The 17,168-nt window shown below is 73.4% G+C and carries 12 protein-coding genes; 7 read left to right on the top strand and 5 right to left on the bottom strand.

The genetic code is table 11. The features are described from left to right. Positions 1-2 precede the first annotated feature (2 nt). Positions 3-614, top strand: coding sequence for a trimeric intracellular cation channel family protein (locus ACFFRH_RS16950; RefSeq protein ID WP_344746306.1), 612 nt, complete (start codon positions 3-5; stop codon positions 612-614). Between the two features lie 10 nt (positions 615-624). Here the strand turns inward: ACFFRH_RS16950 and yczR are convergent, their stop codons facing one another. Further along, on the bottom strand, positions 625-2,061 hold the full coding sequence (gene yczR / locus ACFFRH_RS16945; protein ID WP_386157526.1) for a MocR-like transcription factor YczR: 1,437 nt from the start codon (positions 2,059-2,061) through the stop codon (positions 625-627). 75 nt (positions 2,062-2,136) lie between these two features. Between yczR and yczE the strand changes: the two genes are divergently transcribed. The 6 genes from yczE (at position 2,137) to ACFFRH_RS16915 (ending at position 10,060) form a co-directional block, all read left to right on the top strand. Continuing rightward, positions 2,137-2,781, top strand: a complete 645-nt coding sequence (yczE, locus tag ACFFRH_RS16940; protein ID WP_344746304.1) for a membrane protein YczE — start codon at positions 2,137-2,139, stop codon at positions 2,779-2,781. A gap of 9 nt (positions 2,782-2,790) precedes the next feature. Continuing rightward, the gene (locus ACFFRH_RS16935; protein ID WP_386157522.1) at positions 2,791-4,551 is read left to right on the top strand and encodes a glycoside hydrolase family 15 protein; all 1,761 of its coding nucleotides are present in this window, start codon (positions 2,791-2,793) and stop codon (positions 4,549-4,551) included. 180 nt (positions 4,552-4,731) lie between these two features. Beyond that, positions 4,732-4,986 (top strand): hypothetical protein, encoded by a 255-nt coding sequence (locus ACFFRH_RS16930; RefSeq protein ID WP_344746303.1) that lies wholly within the window; start codon positions 4,732-4,734, stop codon positions 4,984-4,986. Between the two features lie 105 nt (positions 4,987-5,091). After that, on the top strand, positions 5,092-6,048 hold the full coding sequence (locus ACFFRH_RS16925) for a nucleotide exchange factor GrpE (RefSeq protein ID WP_386157518.1): 957 nt from the start codon (positions 5,092-5,094) through the stop codon (positions 6,046-6,048). Positions 6,049-6,203: 155 nt separating this feature from the next. Continuing rightward, positions 6,204-8,072 (top strand): dynamin family protein, encoded by a 1,869-nt coding sequence (locus tag ACFFRH_RS16920; RefSeq protein WP_386157515.1) that lies wholly within the window; start codon positions 6,204-6,206, stop codon positions 8,070-8,072. A 59-nt stretch (positions 8,073-8,131) separates the two neighbouring features. Then, the gene (locus ACFFRH_RS16915) at positions 8,132-10,060 is read left to right on the top strand and encodes a dynamin family protein (protein WP_344746297.1); all 1,929 of its coding nucleotides are present in this window, start codon (positions 8,132-8,134) and stop codon (positions 10,058-10,060) included. A 279-nt stretch (positions 10,061-10,339) separates the two neighbouring features. Here the strand turns inward: ACFFRH_RS16915 and ACFFRH_RS16910 are convergent, their stop codons facing one another. From ACFFRH_RS16910 to ACFFRH_RS16895, 4 genes are all read right to left on the bottom strand, one after another. Further along, entirely contained in the window at positions 10,340-11,122 is a 783-nt protein-coding gene (locus ACFFRH_RS16910) for a MerR family transcriptional regulator (RefSeq protein WP_344746296.1), read from the bottom strand. A 160-nt stretch (positions 11,123-11,282) separates the two neighbouring features. Then, a complete protein-coding gene (locus ACFFRH_RS16905; protein ID WP_344746294.1) occupies positions 11,283-12,848 on the bottom strand; it encodes a serine hydrolase domain-containing protein in 1,566 nt (521 codons plus the stop codon). Between the two features lie 435 nt (positions 12,849-13,283). Continuing rightward, positions 13,284-15,965, bottom strand: coding sequence for an Hsp70 family protein (locus ACFFRH_RS16900; RefSeq protein WP_386157509.1), 2,682 nt, complete (start codon positions 15,963-15,965; stop codon positions 13,284-13,286). Positions 15,966-16,230: 265 nt separating this feature from the next. After that, positions 16,231-17,160: a hypothetical protein gene (locus tag ACFFRH_RS16895; protein WP_344746292.1), complete on the bottom strand. Its 930-nt coding sequence runs from the start codon at positions 17,158-17,160 to the stop codon at positions 16,231-16,233. Positions 17,161-17,168: the final 8 nt, after the last annotated feature.

The raw sequence follows: 17,168 nt of genomic DNA, 5'->3' as shown, positions 1-17,168 counted from the left end.
CAGTGAATCATGTGCTCGATCTCATCGGGATCTTCGTCTTCGCCCTCTCGGGCGCCCTCGTCGGGGTGCGCAGGCGGCTCGACGTGGTGGGCATGACCGTGCTGGCCGAGATGACCGCGCTGGGCGGCGGGATCGCGCGCGACCTGATCCTGAACGTGCGGCCCGCGGCCTTCTCCAGCGTCGGCTACGTGGTCGTGCCGGTGCTGGCCACGGCGATCGTGTTCTTCTGGCATCCGCAGGTCGAGCGGGTGATGCCCGCGGTGAACGTGTTCGACGCCGCGGGGCTCGGCCTGTTCTGCGCGGTCGGCACCGAGAAGGCGATGTACTTCGGCCTCTCCCCGCTGCACGCGGCCCTGCTCGGGGTCACCACCGCGGTCGGCGGCGGCATCCTGCGCGACGTCCTCGCCGGGCAGATCCCCACCCTGCTGTACGACCGCCAGCTGTACGCGGTGCCCGCCATGCTCGGCTCGGCGCTGATGGCGCTGCTCTACACCCTCGACCTGCACGGCTGGCCGGCCACGGTGGCCGCCGCGCTCCTCGCCTTCGGACTGCGGATGGCGGCCGTGCGACTGGGACTGCGGGCCCCGCTGGCCAGGGGCGTCCCCTCGGACTGAACCACCCGCCTCACAGGGTCGGGGTGAGGGGCTCGGCGGGGCGGATGCCGTACGCCCCCCTCAGCCTGGCCTCGGCGATGCGCCGCACCGCCTCGACGAGGACCCGGGGCGGCTGGGTGAAGGGCAGGCGCAGCCGCCCCTCCAGGGTGCCGTCCATCCCGAACCACTGCCCCGGGGCCAGGCGGACCCCCTGGCAGGCCGCCGCGTCGGCGAGCGCGACGGCCGAGGGGCCGGACAGCCGTATCCACAGCGAGCCGCCGCCCCGGGGCGTCAGGAAGCTCCAGTCGGGCATGCGCGCCGCCAGCTCGGCCGCCAGGACGTCCCTGGAGGCGCCGAGGAGGCGGCTCCGCTCGATCTTGGCCCCCTCGATGTCCTCGAACAGCTCGGCCACCACCAGCTGCTCGAAGAGCGGGCTGGCGATGTCCACGGAGGCGCGGAGCACGGCCAGGCGGCGGACCGTGGCGGCGTTGGTGCGGATCCAGCCGATGCGCAGCCCGCCCCACCACAGCTTGGACGCCGAGCCGATGGTGATCACCCTGCCGTCGGTGTCGAACGCGGCCAGCGGCGTGGCCGCGGCGCCCTCGTCGATCGCCAGCTCGCACCAGCTCTCGTCGACCACCAGCGTGGTGCCGTACCGCCTCGCCGCGGCGGCGAGGGCCGCCCGCGCCGCGTCGTCCATCAGGTGGCCGGTCGGGTTCTGGAAGTCGGGGATGACGTACACGAGGCGGGCCGCCGACTGGCGCATCGCGCAGGTCAGCAGGTCCAGATCACGCCAGCCCTCGTCGGGGATACCGGCCGGGACGATCCTGGCGCCGCGCATCCTGCCCAGGTCGAGGACGTGCGGGTAGGTGGGCGACTCCACCAGCATCGGGTCGCCCCGGGAGAGCAGCATCGTGGTCACCAGGTGGATGGCCTGCTGGGCTCCGGTGGTGACGAGGATCTGCTCGGGACGGGTGGCCACCCCGCGCGCGGTGTAGCGGGCCGCGATCGCCTGGCGCAGCGGGGCGACCCCGACCGGGTCGTAGCCCATGCCGAGCGTGTAGCGGGGATAGCGGCCGGTGGCCGCGGCGATCGCCTCGGGCAGCGTGGAGATCGCGCTCGGCGCCGCGGCGTGCATCGGCAGCAGCCCGTCGTCCCCGGCGGCGAGCCACGGGTTGTCGGTACCCAGCGAGCCCGCGTCGGGCAGCGCGGTCCAGCTTCCCGCGCCCTGCCTGCTCTCCAGGTACCCCTGCTCGCGGAGCAGGTCGTAGGCCGAGGTCACGGTGGTGCGGCTCACCCCCAGGGCCTCGGCGAGGTTCCGCTCGGCGGGCACCCGCACCCGCACGGGCAGCCGCCCGTCGAGGACCAGCGACCGCACGGTCCTGGCCAGGACCCGGTAGTAGGGCCTGGCGGCGGGGTCGATCGACAGGAGGCGGGCGAGCTGGGGGCCGCTCAGATACCGATCCATGACGGCCATCGTAAGGCCACTTCTCGTGATTGGCCCTTTTGGTCCGACATTATGGCCTGGACGATTAGCACCATTATGAGTGAACTTTCCCTGCCCGCCCTCGTCTCCCTCCCCAACCGGCTCACCCGTCTGTACGCGGGCCTGGCCCTCTACGGCGTCGGCGTCGCCCTGCAGATCGAGTCGCGGCTGGGCGGCAGCCCCTGGGACGTGTTCCACCAGGGGCTCTCCATCCACATGGGCCTGTCGATCGGCACCTGGATCATCATCGTGGGCGCCCTGGTCATGCTGCTGTGGATCCCGCTGCGGCAGCGGCCGGGGGTGGGCACCCTCAGCAACGTCGTCTTCCTCGGCCTGTTCGCCGACGCGGCCATGTGGTTGCTCCCGGCCCCTGACGCCCTCGCCGCGCGCTGGACGTACCTCCTGCTCGGCGTCGTGGTCACCGGCGCCGCGACCGGCCTGTACATCGGCGCGGGGCTCGGCCCCGGGCCGCGCGACGGCCTGATGACCGGCCTGAACCGGCTCGGCCTGTCGATCCGCGCGGCGCGCACCGTCATCGAGGTCACCGTGCTGGCCGCGGGCTGGCTGCTCGGCGGGACCGTGGGGGTGGGAACGCTGGTGTTCGCCCTCGCCATCGGGCCGCTGAGCCAGTTCTTCATGCCCAGGACGAAGCCGGGCGCCCAGTTCCTCCCGAGGCCACCGTGGATCACGCGAAGGCATTAGCTTCGAGGCATGTGGATCGAGGACTACGCTCTCATCGGCGACATGCAGTCGGCGGCCCTGATCGGCCGTAACGGCTCCATCGACTGGCTCTGCCTGCCGCGCTTCGACTCGCCCTCCTGCTTCGGGGCGCTGCTCGGCGACAAGAAGAACGGCCAGTGGTGGATCGGCCCCGCGCACGCCGAGCGTCCGCAGGCCACCCGGCGCCGCTACCGGGGCGAGACCCTCATCCTGGAGAGCGAGTGGGACACCCCGACCGGCACGGTGCGGGTGACCGACTTCATGCCCACCCGACACACCAACCCCGACCTGGTGAGGATCGTGGAGGGCGTGTCCGGCACGGTGGAGATGGCCACCGAGATCCGCATCCGCTTCGACTACGGCCGCATCGTGCCCTGGGTGCGCCGCAGCGACGGCCTGCTGCAGGCCGTCGGCGGGCCCGACTCCGTGTGGCTGCACTCCCCCGTCGCGCTGGAGGGCAGCGACTACGCCCACCGGGCGCGGTTCGAGGTGTCCGAGGGCGACAGCCTGGCGTTCGTCTTCACCTGGCACCCCTCGCACGAGCCCAGGCCCGTCGAGATCGACCCGTACGAGCAGCTGGCCGAGACCGACGCGCTGTGGGCCGAGTGGGTCGAGCAGTGCACCTACCAGGGCCCGTGGCGCGACGCCGTGCTCCGCTCGCTCATCACGCTCAAGGCGCTCACGTACGCCCCCACCGGCGGCATCGTCGCCGCCCCGACCACCTCGCTGCCCGAGGACATCGGCGGCGTCCGCAACTGGGACTACCGCTACTGCTGGCTGCGCGACGCCACCATGACCCTGGACGCCCTGATCGGCGCCGGATACCTGGAGGAGGCCAGCGCGTGGCGGGCCTGGCTGCTGCGGGCCATCGCGGGCCGCGCCCAGGACCTGCAGATCATGTACGGCGTCGCCGGGGAGCGCAGGCTGACGGAGCTGGAGCTCGACTGGCTGCCCGGCTACGAGAACTCCCGGCCGGTCAGGATCGGCAACGGCGCGGTCAACCAGCTCCAGCTGGACGTCTACGGCGAGGTCATGAACTCCCTGCACCTGTCCCGCGTCTCCGGCCTGGAGGCGGACCATCGGGCGTGGACCCTGCAGTTCGAGCTGATCTCCTACGTCGAGGAGCACTGGAGCGACCCCGACGAGGGCCTGTGGGAGGTCCGCGGCCCGCGCCGGCACTTCGTCCACTCCAAGGTGATGTGCTGGGTCGCCGTCGACAGGGCCGTGAAGCAGGTGGAGGCCTTCGGCAAGGCCGCCCCGCTGACCCGCTGGAAGGAGCTGCGCGACCGCATCCACGCCGAGATCTGCGACAAGGGCTTCGACCCGGTGCGCGGCACCTTCACCCAGTCGTACGGCTCGCGGGAGCTGGACGCGGCCCTGCTGCTCATCCCGATCGTCGGCTTCCTGCCGCCGGAGGACCCCCGCGTGGTCGGGACGGTGGAGGCGATCCAGCGCGAGCTGATGGTCGACGGCTTCGTGCTGCGCTACCCGGTCTCCGCCGACAACGACGTGGACGGCCTGCCCGGCGGCGAGGGCGCGTTCCTGGCGTGCAGCTTCTGGCTCGCCGAGGCGCTGGCGATGATCGGCCGCAAGGACGAGGCCGTCGAGCTGTTCGAGCGCCTGCTGTCGCTCCGCAACGACGTCGGCCTGCTCGCCGAGGAGTACGACCCCCGTTACGGCCGGATGGTCGGCAACTTCCCGCAGGCGTTCAGCCACGTTCCGCTGATCCACACCGCCCGCGCGCTCAGCTGAGACGGCGACATCCGGGACCATCCGGGGACTTTCGGACCACTTCATCCCTTTTAGTCCGGATAAGTGATGACAGCAGGACGACTTTTCGGAAATCCGCTAAGAAATCTGGGATTCGGCTGCAACAATCCGGTGCGATCGTGACTCTCATCCGATGTAACACCACCGGAAAGGATCGGACCAATGAGCGATTTCGATGTGAGCAGCACTGACCTGGTCGACTACGACGGCGACGGAGGCACCGACGCCCAGCTGATCGACATCGACGGCGACGGCCTCGCCGACGAGGAGCGCTACGACACCGACGGCGACGGCGTCACCGACGTCGTCTACCTCGACCACGACGGCGACGGCTACATCGACGAGACCCGGGTCGACCTGAACGGCGACGGGGTCGCCGACTACACCGAGACCGTGGGCCCGTTCCCGACCGTCTGAACCGTCTGACCGTCAGAACCAGAGAGACCGGCACGAGCCCGTGTGATCTCACCGAGGGGGGACCCGGATCCGGGTCACACGGGCGGCCGACGAGGAAGGCCTGCGATGAGGGACCGACGCGCGTTCCTTTCCCTGTTCCTGGCCTGGCCGGCGCTGGCCGGCTGCGGCGCGGTCACCGGGTTCGGAGGGGAGGCGGTCGGCGCGCCGTCGGCACCGCTGCGTGACGGCGGGGTGCGCTCCCTGCGTCCCGGGGAGGCGGGGCCCGTCACGGTGGGAACACCGTCCGGGTTCCTCCCGCCGCCCCCGGTGCTCGCGGTGGCGGCGGGCGTCCTGGTCGCGGTGGCCGTGGTGGCCGTGGTGGCCGTGGGCCTGTACCTGTGGCGCCGTGACCGCCCCGCCGCATCCCGGGCGCCTCTGCCCGGCACCTGGCGGGCGGCTCCCGCACCACCCTTGATGCCGCCGTTCCCCGCGGGTGGGGCGGGACCGGCACCGGGGCGGCCCGGCGCGGATCACACCGCTCCGCCGTCCTTCCAGCCGCCGGTTCCACCGGCGGGGTCACCGTCGGGATCACCGTCGGGATCACCGTCGGGATCACCGTCTCCACCGGCGGGGTCACCGTCGGGGTCGCCGTCGGAGTCACCGGCCGGCCTGCCTGCGGACCCGCTGGCCGGGGCGCTGACCGAGGTCGCGGGGAGCGGGATCAGCGCCGCGCTCACGCAGCAGGTGGAACGGCTCCTCTCCGGTGGCCACCCGGGGCGCGAGGCCCTGGTGGCGGCCTGCGTCGGCTACCGTGACCAGCTCGCCGAGCGGCACCCCCGGCTGGCCGGGACGCTGCTGGAGGCGCTGAACCGGGCGGGCGTCCGGGAGATCGTCGCCGACGGCGAGCGCTTCGACCCGCGCCTGCACGAGGCGTCCGGCACCGAGACGGCCGGGCGCCCCGAGCTGCACGACATCGTCGCCGAGACCGTCAGGCGGGGATACGCCGACGGCGAGCGCGTGATCCGCGTGCCGCAGGTCGTCGTCTACCGCCACGGATCCCCGGACCCGGGCGCCGGGCGCTGAGACGCCCCTCCCCGCCCCGTCCTCACGCCCTTTCATCGAGCTCCCGTACCCACCGAGGAGGAGATCCCGGACATGCCCGCTCAGACGCCTCCGCCGGACGGCCGGACCCGCGTACCCGCCCGCGGGAACGCCCCGGGCGGCCGGGACGGTGACACGTGAACGCCGGGCCCGCCGGGCCCGCGGACCTGCTGCGCCGCCTGTGCGACACCACCGCGGCCAGGCTCTCCGGCGCGGAGCTGCGCGAACGGGTGAGGCAGGTGCGCGCCGGACTCGACGCGCCGCTGCGGGTCGCGGTGGCGGGCGCGGTGAGCAGCGGCAAGTCGACGCTGGTCAACGCGCTGCTCGGGCTCCCCATCGCCCCGGTGGACGCGGGCGAGTGCACCTTCGTGGTCACCCAGTACGAGTACGGCGAGGACGACGGCCACATCACGGTCGAGCTCACCGACGGCGGGGTGGCCCACTCCCGGCTGCTGCCCGGACACCGGCTCCCCGCCGAGTTCGGCGTCGACGTGGCCAGGATCCGGCGCCTGCGGGTCACGCTGGACCTGCCGTCGCTGCGCACGATCACCATCGTCGACACCCCCGGCATGAACACGGTGACGGCCGCCAACGAGCGGGCGGCCAGGAGCATGCTGTTCGGCTCGGGCGACGAGGACGACCGCGCGCAGGCGATGATCTACGTGCTGCGCTACGTCCAGAAGTTCGACGACACCACCCTCGCCGAGTTCCGGGGGCTGACCGACGCCTGCGGCATGAGCTGCGTCAACACCCTCGCCGTGCTCGGCCAGGTCGACCGGCGCGGCGACGAGGGCGACCCGTGGCCGACCGCCAGGCGGCTCGCCGCCAAGGGCTACGCGGACCTGCGCACCTCCGTCTTCGACGTGGTCCCGGTGATCGGCCTGCTCGCCGAGACCGCGCGGGCCCGCCCGCTGGACGCCGAGGACGCGGCGGCCCTGGCGGCGCTGGCCGGGCTCGACGAGGACGACCTGGAGGACTACCTCCTGGACCTGGACGACTTCCGTTCGGCGCCCGAGCTGCCCGTACCGGCCGAGGTGCGGCACCGGCTGGTGGAGCGGCTGCACCGCTACGGCATCACCAGCGCGGTGGAGGCGGTGCGCGCGACCGGGACCGCCGACCCCGGGGCGCTCGCCGCCCACCTGCTGGAGCGTTCCGGCTACTCCTCCGCGGGCCGGGCCGCGACCGGCTCGGTGGCCGCGGGCATCGCCCACTTCGCCCGCCGCGCCGACCAGCTGAAGGCGCTCGACGCGCTGACCCGACTGCGCGCGATCGCCCGCACGCCCGCGCTGGGCGCCGACCGCGCCACCCTGGACGCGCTCGCGGCCCAGCTCGACGAGAACCGGCCGATCGCGACCTCCCTGGGCGGCCTGCGGATCTTCACCGCCGCCGAGGCACTCGGCCGCGGCACGCTCGTGCTGAACGAGGAGATGACCGCGGAGCTGCTGCGCCTGGCCCGCCACGACGAGCCCGCCGAGCAGCTCGGCCTGTCCCCGGGGGCCTCGCCCGCGGAGATCGCCCCGGCCGCCACGGCGGCGTCGATGCGCTGGCGCACCCTCGCCATGATGAGCGAGGGCAGGACCGGCGGGCACCGGGCCAGGGACGTGCTGACCGTCCTGGAGGACCTCGTCTCCGCCGCGCTGGACGAGGTGGCGCTGGAGAAGGCGGCGCGGGACGGGGCCGCGCGGGAGGGACTCGCGGGTGCCGGGGGCGGCGAACCGCTCCCCCCGGTCCGGGTGGACCCCGCCGCGATCGAGGCGCTGCGGGCCTCCCCCATGGTCCCCGCCGACGACCGGCGGGCGCTGGAACTCCTGCTCGCGGGCGCCGAGCTGGCCACCCAGCTCGGCGCGCCGCCCGGAGCCCCGCGCGCCGAGGTCGCCGGCTACGCCGCAGCCCTGGGCGCCCGGTTCCGCACCCTCACCCACCGGCCGCTCTCCCTGCGGCAGCGACGGGCGGCCGAGACCCTGTGCGAGGCGTACGAGACCATCTGGGCGCACTACAGCTCCTGAGACGGCACCGGTTTCTCTCCCCCCGCTCCCCCGAACCATCCCCGACAGGAGAAAAGGAAATGACGACCCCCGACCCGACCGGCCCCGTGGCCAGGCTGCTGCGCTACGCCAACGAGGTCCACGCGCTGGCCGGGCAGTGCGGCAGGAAGGACCTCGCGGAGGTGCTGGCCGCGTGCGCGGGCCGCTGGAAGGACGAGTGCACCGACATCGTGGTCGCCGGGGCGCAGAAGCGCGGCAAGAGCCGGCTGCTCAACACGCTGGTGGGCCACCCCGACCTGCTCCCCGTCGACGCCGACGTCGCCACCAACTGCTTCCTGTCGCTGCGGCGCGGCCCCCGGCTCGCCGCCGTCGTGCACCGCAGCACCGACGCGGGACCGGTCCAGACGCCGATCACCGTCGAGTCGATCCCCGACTACGCCTCGATGCGCGGCGACGCGGGCAAGCGCCGCGACGTCGTCAGCGTGGACATCACCCTCGACAACCCCCTCCTCGACGGCCTGCGGCTGCTCGACACCCCCGGCGTGGACAGCCTGACGGTGGGCCACCGGCAGGTGACGGTGGCGATGCTGCAGCGGGCCGACGCGCTGCTGTTCACGCTCAGCGCCCAGGACCAGCCGGTGCTCAGGCACGAGCTGGAGTTCCTCGCCGAGGCCGCCGAGCGGGTCCAGGCGATCGCGTTCGTCCTGACGAAGGTGGAGGACTCCGCCAACTGGCGCGCCCTGCAGGAGGAGAACAAGGCCCGCCTGAGGACCTTCGTCACCGAGGCGATCGCGGCGAGTCCCGGCAGGGCGGCGACGCTGGCCCCGCTCCTGGAGGCGCCGTGGATCCCGGTGAGCGCCAAGCTCGCCGAGGCCGCCGAGGTCAAGCGCCGCGAGGGGCGCACGGAACGCGCCGACACCCTGCGGGCGCGCAGCGGCATGGACGTGCTGGAGCGGCACCTGCGCGGCTTCGCCGAGGGCAGGGACTCCGCGCGGGGCGCCACGGTGGTCGCCGCCGCGCTGTCGGTGCTGGGCTCGCTCGCGACCGGCGCGAAGGACGACGTCGCCGTGGGCTCCGACGACGAGGGCGACGTCACCGCCCGGCTCGCCGAGGTGGACGCCGGTCTGGCGGAGCTCACCGAGCTGGCGGGACGCCGCAGGGCGGGCGCGGTGGCCAACACCTTCCTCGGGCGCGAGGTGGCGGGCATCGTCGCGGCGCGGGTGTCGGAGATCCGCCAGCCGTACGAGAACACGATCGCCACGCTGAAGAAGCAGGCCCAGATCGACCAGTACATGGCGGAGCTGCCGGAGAGCGTGCAGCGCTCCCTGGAGGCGGCGTGGTCGCAGATCGTGTACGACGTGGAGAAGCTGGCCAGGACCACGCTGGACGCCTTCGCCCGCGACCTCGGCCTCGACCCGGTCGACCTCGCCACCGACGGCCGCGCGATGCCCAACCTGACGCAGGTCCAGGTCAAGGGTGACATGGCGGCGGACGACCCGGGCAGCGTGGACCTGATCCGGGACGTGCTGCCCTCGGCCTCGATCGGGCTGTCCCTGGGCGGCTTCGCCACGGCCCTGCTCGGCCCGGTGGGCTTCATCCTGGTCGCCCCGGCCATCGGGGCGGCCATCTTCATGGGACGCCGCTCGATGGAGAAGGTGCAGCGCAGCCAGGCGGCGATCAGGGGGGCGCTGCGCGACCAGTTCTCGGTGGTCGCCAGGGAGATGACGCTCGACCTGGAGCGGATGGTGGCGACCTGGCGGGTGGGCGTCGAGCAGACCGCGGACGAGAGCCTGGCACGCCGCCGCAGGGAGCTGGAGACCAGGCGGGCCGAGCTGAAGTCCGCCTCCGCCCGCTCGGCCGCCGACCGTCTCAAGGCTCGCAAGTCGGGTGAGGACCGCATCGCCGCGATCGGCACCCTCACCACGCGCGGCCAGGAACTCCGCAGGGAACTCGCCACCGCGGTCGCCGCCCTGGGCGCGGAACGGCCGGTGCCCGCCCCGACGACCTGACCGGGGGTGAGGAGGGGTTCGATCGACAACGGAACGGCCGGTGGCGTCGGCGAGCCGGATCGGCCGGAGTCGCCGCCGTCCGCCGTTCCGACGTCGATGGCTCCCCGGTTCCGACCTGGAGATCTTCGGATCGGAGGCGTTGCGGGGTTCCCGGAGATCGATGGGGAGGAGCCGTTCCGGTCTTTCACGCCGGCCCGGCGGACATGGCGTTCGTGGAGCCGGGCCGGCGTGGGCGGGCCCCGGCCGGTCGCCGCGCCGATGGGCCGGAGCACGGCGTGGTCAGTGGGAGTCCGGTCTGGGGATGTGGACGCCGGCGGCGCGGAGCCTGGTCTCGAAAAGCGCGGCCAGCCGCGCCGCGGCCGGCGTCCGCTCTTCGCCGTGGTGGGCGATCAGCGTGTACCGGGTCGCGGCCTCGGTGCGGGCTTGCAGGCCGGTGACGGTCTTCAGCAATGCGGGGTCGGTGAGGTAGTGGTCGGCCACGGCGGTGGCGAGCTCCGCGATGCGGGGGTCGTCCGGTTCCCAGGCCGCGGCTTCGGCCGCGCGCTCGGTCAGGGCGAGGAGCCGGGTGTCGTGCAGGGCGTGCTCGAAATGGGTGAGGTAGTCATCGAAGCCTTCCGGGGCCAGGGCCTTGGCCAGCACCCACCCCTCCCTGGTGGCCGCCACCGCGTCCGCGGGGAATCCGAGGCCGGACATCCGCTCCAGCAGCGCCACGGCGCGGTCGCCCAGCAGAGCCCGGTCACCGTCGGCGAGCCGGTGCAGCGTGTCACGCCGCGCGACCAACTCCTCGATTTGTTCGGTGAGCCGCCGCTCGACGTCGGCGAGCGCGGCGGTGAACAGCGTGACGTCGGCGTCGATCAGGGGTCCGATCCCGGCCAGCGGCACCCCGGCGGCGGCCAGTGTCCGGACCTGCACCAGCCGCAACAGATCGGCCGATCCGTACCGCCGGTAACCGGAGCCGTCGCGTTCCGGCTCCTTCACCAGGCCAAGCTTGTGGTAGTGCCGCACCGTCTTCACCGTGACGCCGACGAACGCCGCCGCCTGCCCGATCGTGACTCCGTTCATCTGCGAGATCCTGCCTCGTGTTCGAGCTCGGCGACCAGGCGGACCATGGCCGAGCGTGTGGACGGGCCGGGCTTGCCGAGCCCGGCCCGGCCCCGGTTCGCGTTCTCCCCGACGCGCGGCGGGAAGGGGCCGCCCCTCCAGGCGTGCGGGGCACAGGTGTTCAGTTCGCCGGCCGGGCCGGGGCAGCCCGCTCACCACCGAACACCTCGTTGAGGAGCCTTCGCTGGGCGTCCTGGAACGCTGCCGCGATGGACAAGCCGGCGTCGTCCACGCAGTTCAGCGCGGCGGTGAGGGTCTTGCCGCCGTCGGGCGTGCCGTACATCAGCGCCGCGTGGCCCGCGGCGGCGCCGTTGTGGGAGATGACGGTGCCGCCGTCCGTGGTCAGTACGAACACACCCAGGCCGTAGTCCATGTTCGGGATGCCCGTCGGGTGCGGGGCGCACATCTCGGCCAGCAGCGGGGCCGGCAGGAGTTCGCCGCGCAGCAGCGCGGAGACGAACGTGTGGAGGTCCTTGGTGGTAGAGATCATGTCGCCGCCGGTGCAGATCCAGGAGGGGTTCTGGCGGGTGACGTCGGCCGTCTTCTCCCGGCCGGCCTCCTCGTACCGGTAGTAGGCGTGGGCGTGCGGCTCGGGGATCTCCGGCGAGGCGTCCGGCACCACGGTGTCCGACAGCCCGAGCGGCTCCAGGATCAGCCGCCGTGTCTCCTCGGCGAGCGAGCGGCCGGTGACCTTCTCGATCAGCAGCCGGGCCAGCACGTAGTTGGTGTTGGAATAGCTCCAGCCCGTCCCCGGCTCGAACCGCGCCGGTTTGGACAGCGCCAGCTCCACCAGCTCCTGCGGCCGGTAGGTCCTGAACCGGTTGTCCATCCATTCCTTGCCGGTGGTGCCGTAGGGGATGGGGATGCCCGGCGCGATCGTCCCGTCGTCATGGACCTCGCCGGTGAAGTTGAACACCCCGCTGGTGTGCCGCAGCAGCATCCGCACCGTGATCCGCTCGTCCAGCCCGAACTCGGGCAGGTGGTCCGCCACCGGGGCGTCGAGTTCGATCCTTCCCTCGGCCACCAGCCGCAGCACCACGGTCGCGGTGAAGGTCTTGGTGTTGCTGCCGATCCGGACGTGCCCGTCGATCGGCGGCCTGGCGGCCCCGCCCAGCTCGGCCGCCCCGGCGCTGCCGACCCACTCGCCCCGCTCGTCGTTCACGCGCAACGACACCCCGATGAACCCGGAGTCGACGATCTCCTCGATCACCTTCCGCAGCTCCGGACGATCCTGCCCACCGGAGGCCATCGGCGCGGCACCACTCTCCGCGGTGGCCACCCCGGCGGCGTCGAGGGCTGCGGTGATCTTGCGGGCCATCTCGGCCAGGGCGGGGTTGGGCGCTCCCCGGCGGAACCGGGCGGCCGCGTCGACGGCGATGAGGACGACGCCGCGGAAGTTGCCGGCCTCGACCGGATCCTGCTTCTCGAGCAGGCTCATGGCCGCGGTCAGGGCCGGGAGTACCTGATCGGCGAGTTCGGCGACGGATTCGCTCCTCAGGTCGATGTCCTTCGACCTCGCGGCGAGCACGTGCCCGATCGGGCCGGTCGCCGACGCCAGGGTGACGGAACCGTTCATGGCGGTCTCGCGAGGCTTACCGGTGGCGTCCGCGGCGGCCATCAGCGACACGGCGCCGTACGCGGCGGTCCGCAAGGTGCTCTTGTCCTGGTCGGAAAGGGTGATGGACATGGTGGCGCACTCCTTCAAATCCGTTATGTCCGGTCGGCGTCGTGCCGTTGCGACGAACGTGCACCCTGACCCAAGGTCAACCTCAACCGTGATTTGGCTCACAGCCACTTGCGGGGGTGTTCCGCGGGGCGATCGGCCGCCCGGGACATCCGATCTTGGGGTGTTCCGGGCGCTGTCCCGGTGACCGGGGGCCGTACGGGACGATCACCGGCCTCGAACGGCCAACAGGGCAGGTCTCCGCCCGGACGACACGTCGGCGTCGGCCCTCGCCCGTCGTCGGCGATCGTCGCTCGTCGCCGGTCGTCGCCCGTCGCCCGCCGTCGCCCGTCGTCGGTTTTCGTGCCGGCGGGGAACCGGGGGCCGGGCACGGGGGGGTGTGACACGCCCGTGAAGGCGTTCACGGCCCCCGCCTCCCCGGGCCGGGGCCGTGAACGGTCAGAGCGGCAGGTGCACCAGGGTGGCGGGCTGGTCGCGGGCGGCGCCGGTCGCGTCGTCGGGGTGGTGCAGGCAGAGCAGGCCGGTGGGAACCCGGGCGACCGGCTCGAACGTCCCCGGCGTGCGGTGCACCTCCCGCGCCCCGGCCGGGGTGACGTGCAGCAGCCTGCTGCGGCCCGCGTCGCGCATGGTCATCCACATCGAGTCGCCGTCGGCGACGAACCTGGGACGCTCCCAGCGGTGCCGTGAGGTGAGGTGACCGGCCAGCGTCGCCGACTGCTTGCCCATCAGGAACTCCAGCGTCTGGGAGCGCTGGTCGAAGATCCCGACCGACCAGCCCCTCGCCGGGCTCACCTGGTCGACGCCGACCGCGTAGATCTGGCCACCGGCCGGGAACCAGCGCAGCGCGCCGCCCCGGGGCCGCGGCATGACCAGCCTGGTCCTGCCGTCCGCGGTGTCGGCCTCCAGCCCCGCCGAACCGGAGGTGAACCACCTGCCCCGGTGCAGGACCACCTGGTGCAGCCAGCTCCGCCCCGGCTCGCGCACCGTCGGGCGCACGACGCCACCTGGGTCGACCAGGCACAGCACCTGCCACGGCCTGAAGTCCTGGTGGCGGTTCTGGAACATCGGCTTGTTGCTGGTGAACTGCCCGAGCACCACGGTGCAGCCCGGCGCGCCCACCGAGGGCGACGGCTCGGTACCACTGGGGGCCTCCTGGTCGAGCAGCCGGCGCAGCCTGTTGTCCTCGTTGAGGAACCACTGGGCGTACGGGCCCAGCTCGCGCGGCTGGGGAGCCTGGAAGGCGAAGGTCCCGGCCAGGTCGATCTCGACCATGGCCAGGTGGCCGGTCTCGCCCCAGGGCAGGCCCATCGAGGTGTCGACCGGGACGGCCTGCCGGGGCTGGAAGAAGACCCACGCCGTACGGCCATGGGCGATCACGGTCGGGTCGCCCCACATCTGCAGCGGGTGGGTGGCGCGGATGGCCAGGTCGGGGGTGAGGGTGCGGACCAGCACCTGCGCGGGCCCCACCTGTTCCACGGCCACGACGCCCTCTCCGGACGCGGCCCACTCCACGAGCCTGCCGAAGCGGAGCTCCCGGTCGTGGCGGCCGCCGATCCCGTCGAGCCTGCGCAGGAAGTGGCCGTGGTCGAAGGCCTGGTGGACGAAGACCCGGCCCGCCTCGGCCCGCGCCTCCAGCACGGCGTCCATGACCTTCTCGATCCCCTGGACCGTGGGCCCGCCCCCGCCGCCCCCGGCACCCCCTGCCCCTGAGACCCCTGGGGGGCCGGTGGGGGCCCGGTGGCCGCCGGTGGCGCCGTCTTCGGGGCCGGTGAGCACCCGGTGGTCCCCGGTGGCGCCGCCCGCCGGGCCGGTGAAGGCCCGCGGGGAGGCGATCGGGCCCGCGACCGGCGCGCCGGGAGGCCGGTGGCCCCCGGCCGGACCGCCCGCGGGGACCGGGGAGTCCGCCGCGGGGCCGGTGAAGGCCCGCTGCTCCGTACCGGAGACCCGCCCGGCACCGGGAACGCCGGGAACGCCGGGAGCGCCGGTGGGCACCGGGTGGCCGCCGGTGGCGGGGACAGGGCCCGGGCCGGGCTCGCGGTGCTCGACCTTGAGCTTCCAGGCCAGCTGCGCGGCGCCGTACGCGACCACGATCTTCGGGTCGTCGTAGGTCCTCACCCGCTCGCCGAAGCGCTCGCGTACGGCCTTCTGGACCAGCGGCATCCTGCTGGGACCGCCGGTCATGAACACCGCGGCCAGCTCGTCCGACTCGACCCCCGCGCCGCGGATCGTCTCGTCGAGGATGTCGACCGTCCTGACGATCTCCTCGCCGATGAGGTCCTCCAGGTCGGCCCTGGTGATGTGCACGTCCTCGTTGATGCCCACCACGTAGTGGGAGGAGGTGTCGAACTTCGACAGCGTCTCCTTCGCCTCCCTGGCCATCTTGAGCAGGTCGGCGGCGTAGCTGACGTAGCGGCGCTCGGGGTTGGTGGTCACCTGCAGCCACCAGTCGGCGTCGAGCCGCTCGATCTGGGCGCCGAGGAACGCGAAGACCTGCTCGTCGAACCCCTCGCCGCCGATCTCGTCGCTGCCCCCCGGCTCGCCGACGACCGCGAAGTCGCCGCCGTCCACGGTGAGCACGGCCGCGTCGAACGTGCCGCCGCCGAGGTCGTAGACGGCGAGCCGCGAGCCGCCGGTCGCCCGCCCCGCGGACGCGAAGTAGCGGGCCGAGGCCACCGGCTCGTCGATGAGCGCGATCCGCACGCCGCTGACGACCTTCCTCGCCGCCGCGAGCAGCACCGCCTTGCGGTCGGCGCCCCAGGCCACCGGGTGGGTGAGCGCGATGCAGTCGGGGTCGGCGCCGTCGAACCGCCGCCGCCCCTCGCTGACGAACAGTTCGAGCAGCGCCGCCAGGGCGTCGGCGACGTCCACCGGGACCCCGCCGAGCAGCATCCGGCCCCGGCCGACGTAGCGCTTGGGGTTGCGCTCGACGCGCTCGGGGCTGATCGCGATGCCCCGCTGGGCGATCCTGCCCGCCACGAGCGTCCCCCGCTCGTCCAGCATGACCGCGGAGGGGATGCGCCGCTCTCCTTCGACCTCCAGGACGTCGAAGCGCCCTTCCGCCGCCATCACCCCGGCGGAGAAGCTCGTCCCCAGATCGACACCGAGGCACCACTGCGCCATGTCCACTCCTCGTACATCGGGCCCCGTCATCCCGCATCCGGCGACCACGGCCAGGGCACGGGCCGGGGCGCCGGTACCGGTCCGGGACCCGTCCGGCCCCGGGGCGTCGGCGGCGGCCGGGACGGGCGCGGGGGCGTCTCATCATCTCGCGCCCGCGCCGGTGCCGTCTCCACGGCTCACGATTCCGCCGTACGGGAAGTCTCCGCGGCTCACGATTCCGCCGTACGAAAACGGGCCACCGGGGACCCCCGGGGGTGGCCGGTCGTCAGCCGCCGGTGGCGCCGTCGGGGCGGACGGCGAGGGCGGCGAGGACCCGGGCGAAGTCCGGCGGGGGCGCGACCACCAGCCGGGTCTGCCCGTCCTGGCTGACCAGGTCGGCCCTGATCAGGGAGAGACGGCCGCCGTGCCACCAGTAGACCTGCGGGCTGAGGGCGCCGGCACGCCTGTCGAACTCCCGCTGGGCGAACAGCCGCAGCCGCTCGATCGCGCGGACCACGCCGATGCTCTCGACCGGATGGACGATCAGCGTCGCCGGGTCGGGCAGGGCGACGAGGACCCCGTCGGAGGGGACCGGAAGATAGTCGCCCAGCCTGCGCAGGTGGGCGGCGGCGCCCTCGGTGGGGCCGGTCAGCCTGCGGACCGCCACGCCGCCGAGGTCACCCTCCGTGACCGAGAGCCGCTCCTCCCGGTGGGTGTTCTCCAGGGCGAGGTCGAGCGCCTGGCCCGCGGTGATCGGCCAGCAGCCGACCTCCTCGGGGCGGACCGGGCGCCCGGAGACGGCGTCGCCGATGGTGAGCACCTCGACCAGGTCGGCGGTGAGGTGGCGCCCGACCACGCGGGCCGGCTCGAGGTCGTCGTCGAGCTGGATGCGGGTCCGCAGCATCGGGCGCACCTGCTCCAGCTCGCAGGCGTCGAACGGCTCGTCCACCGTGGCCAGGGTGTGGGTCAGGTGCTCGGAGACGAGCATGGGCCAGTCCTCGCGGGAGCTCCGGAGCGCCTCGGCGCGCAGTCCGGTGAGCCGTACCACGACCCGGCGCGGGCCGGTGAGCGTGAGGGTCCCGCCGCCGGGATCGAAGGCGCACGTGTAGCCGAGACTGTCCGCGACCAGGGCGAGCAGGGAGTCGAGATCGACCTCTTCGACCGGACGCCGCGGCGTCTCGGTCCGCCGGTCACGGTGCCGCCGGAACAATCTCACGCGTGCGC

This window comes from Streptosporangium vulgare, from assembly GCF_042428775.1.
Classification (GTDB): Bacteria; Actinomycetota; Actinomycetes; order Streptosporangiales; family Streptosporangiaceae; genus Streptosporangium; species Streptosporangium vulgare.
Note: the sequence above shows the minus strand (reverse complement) of the source record. Positions and strands in the feature narration are given on the sequence as shown.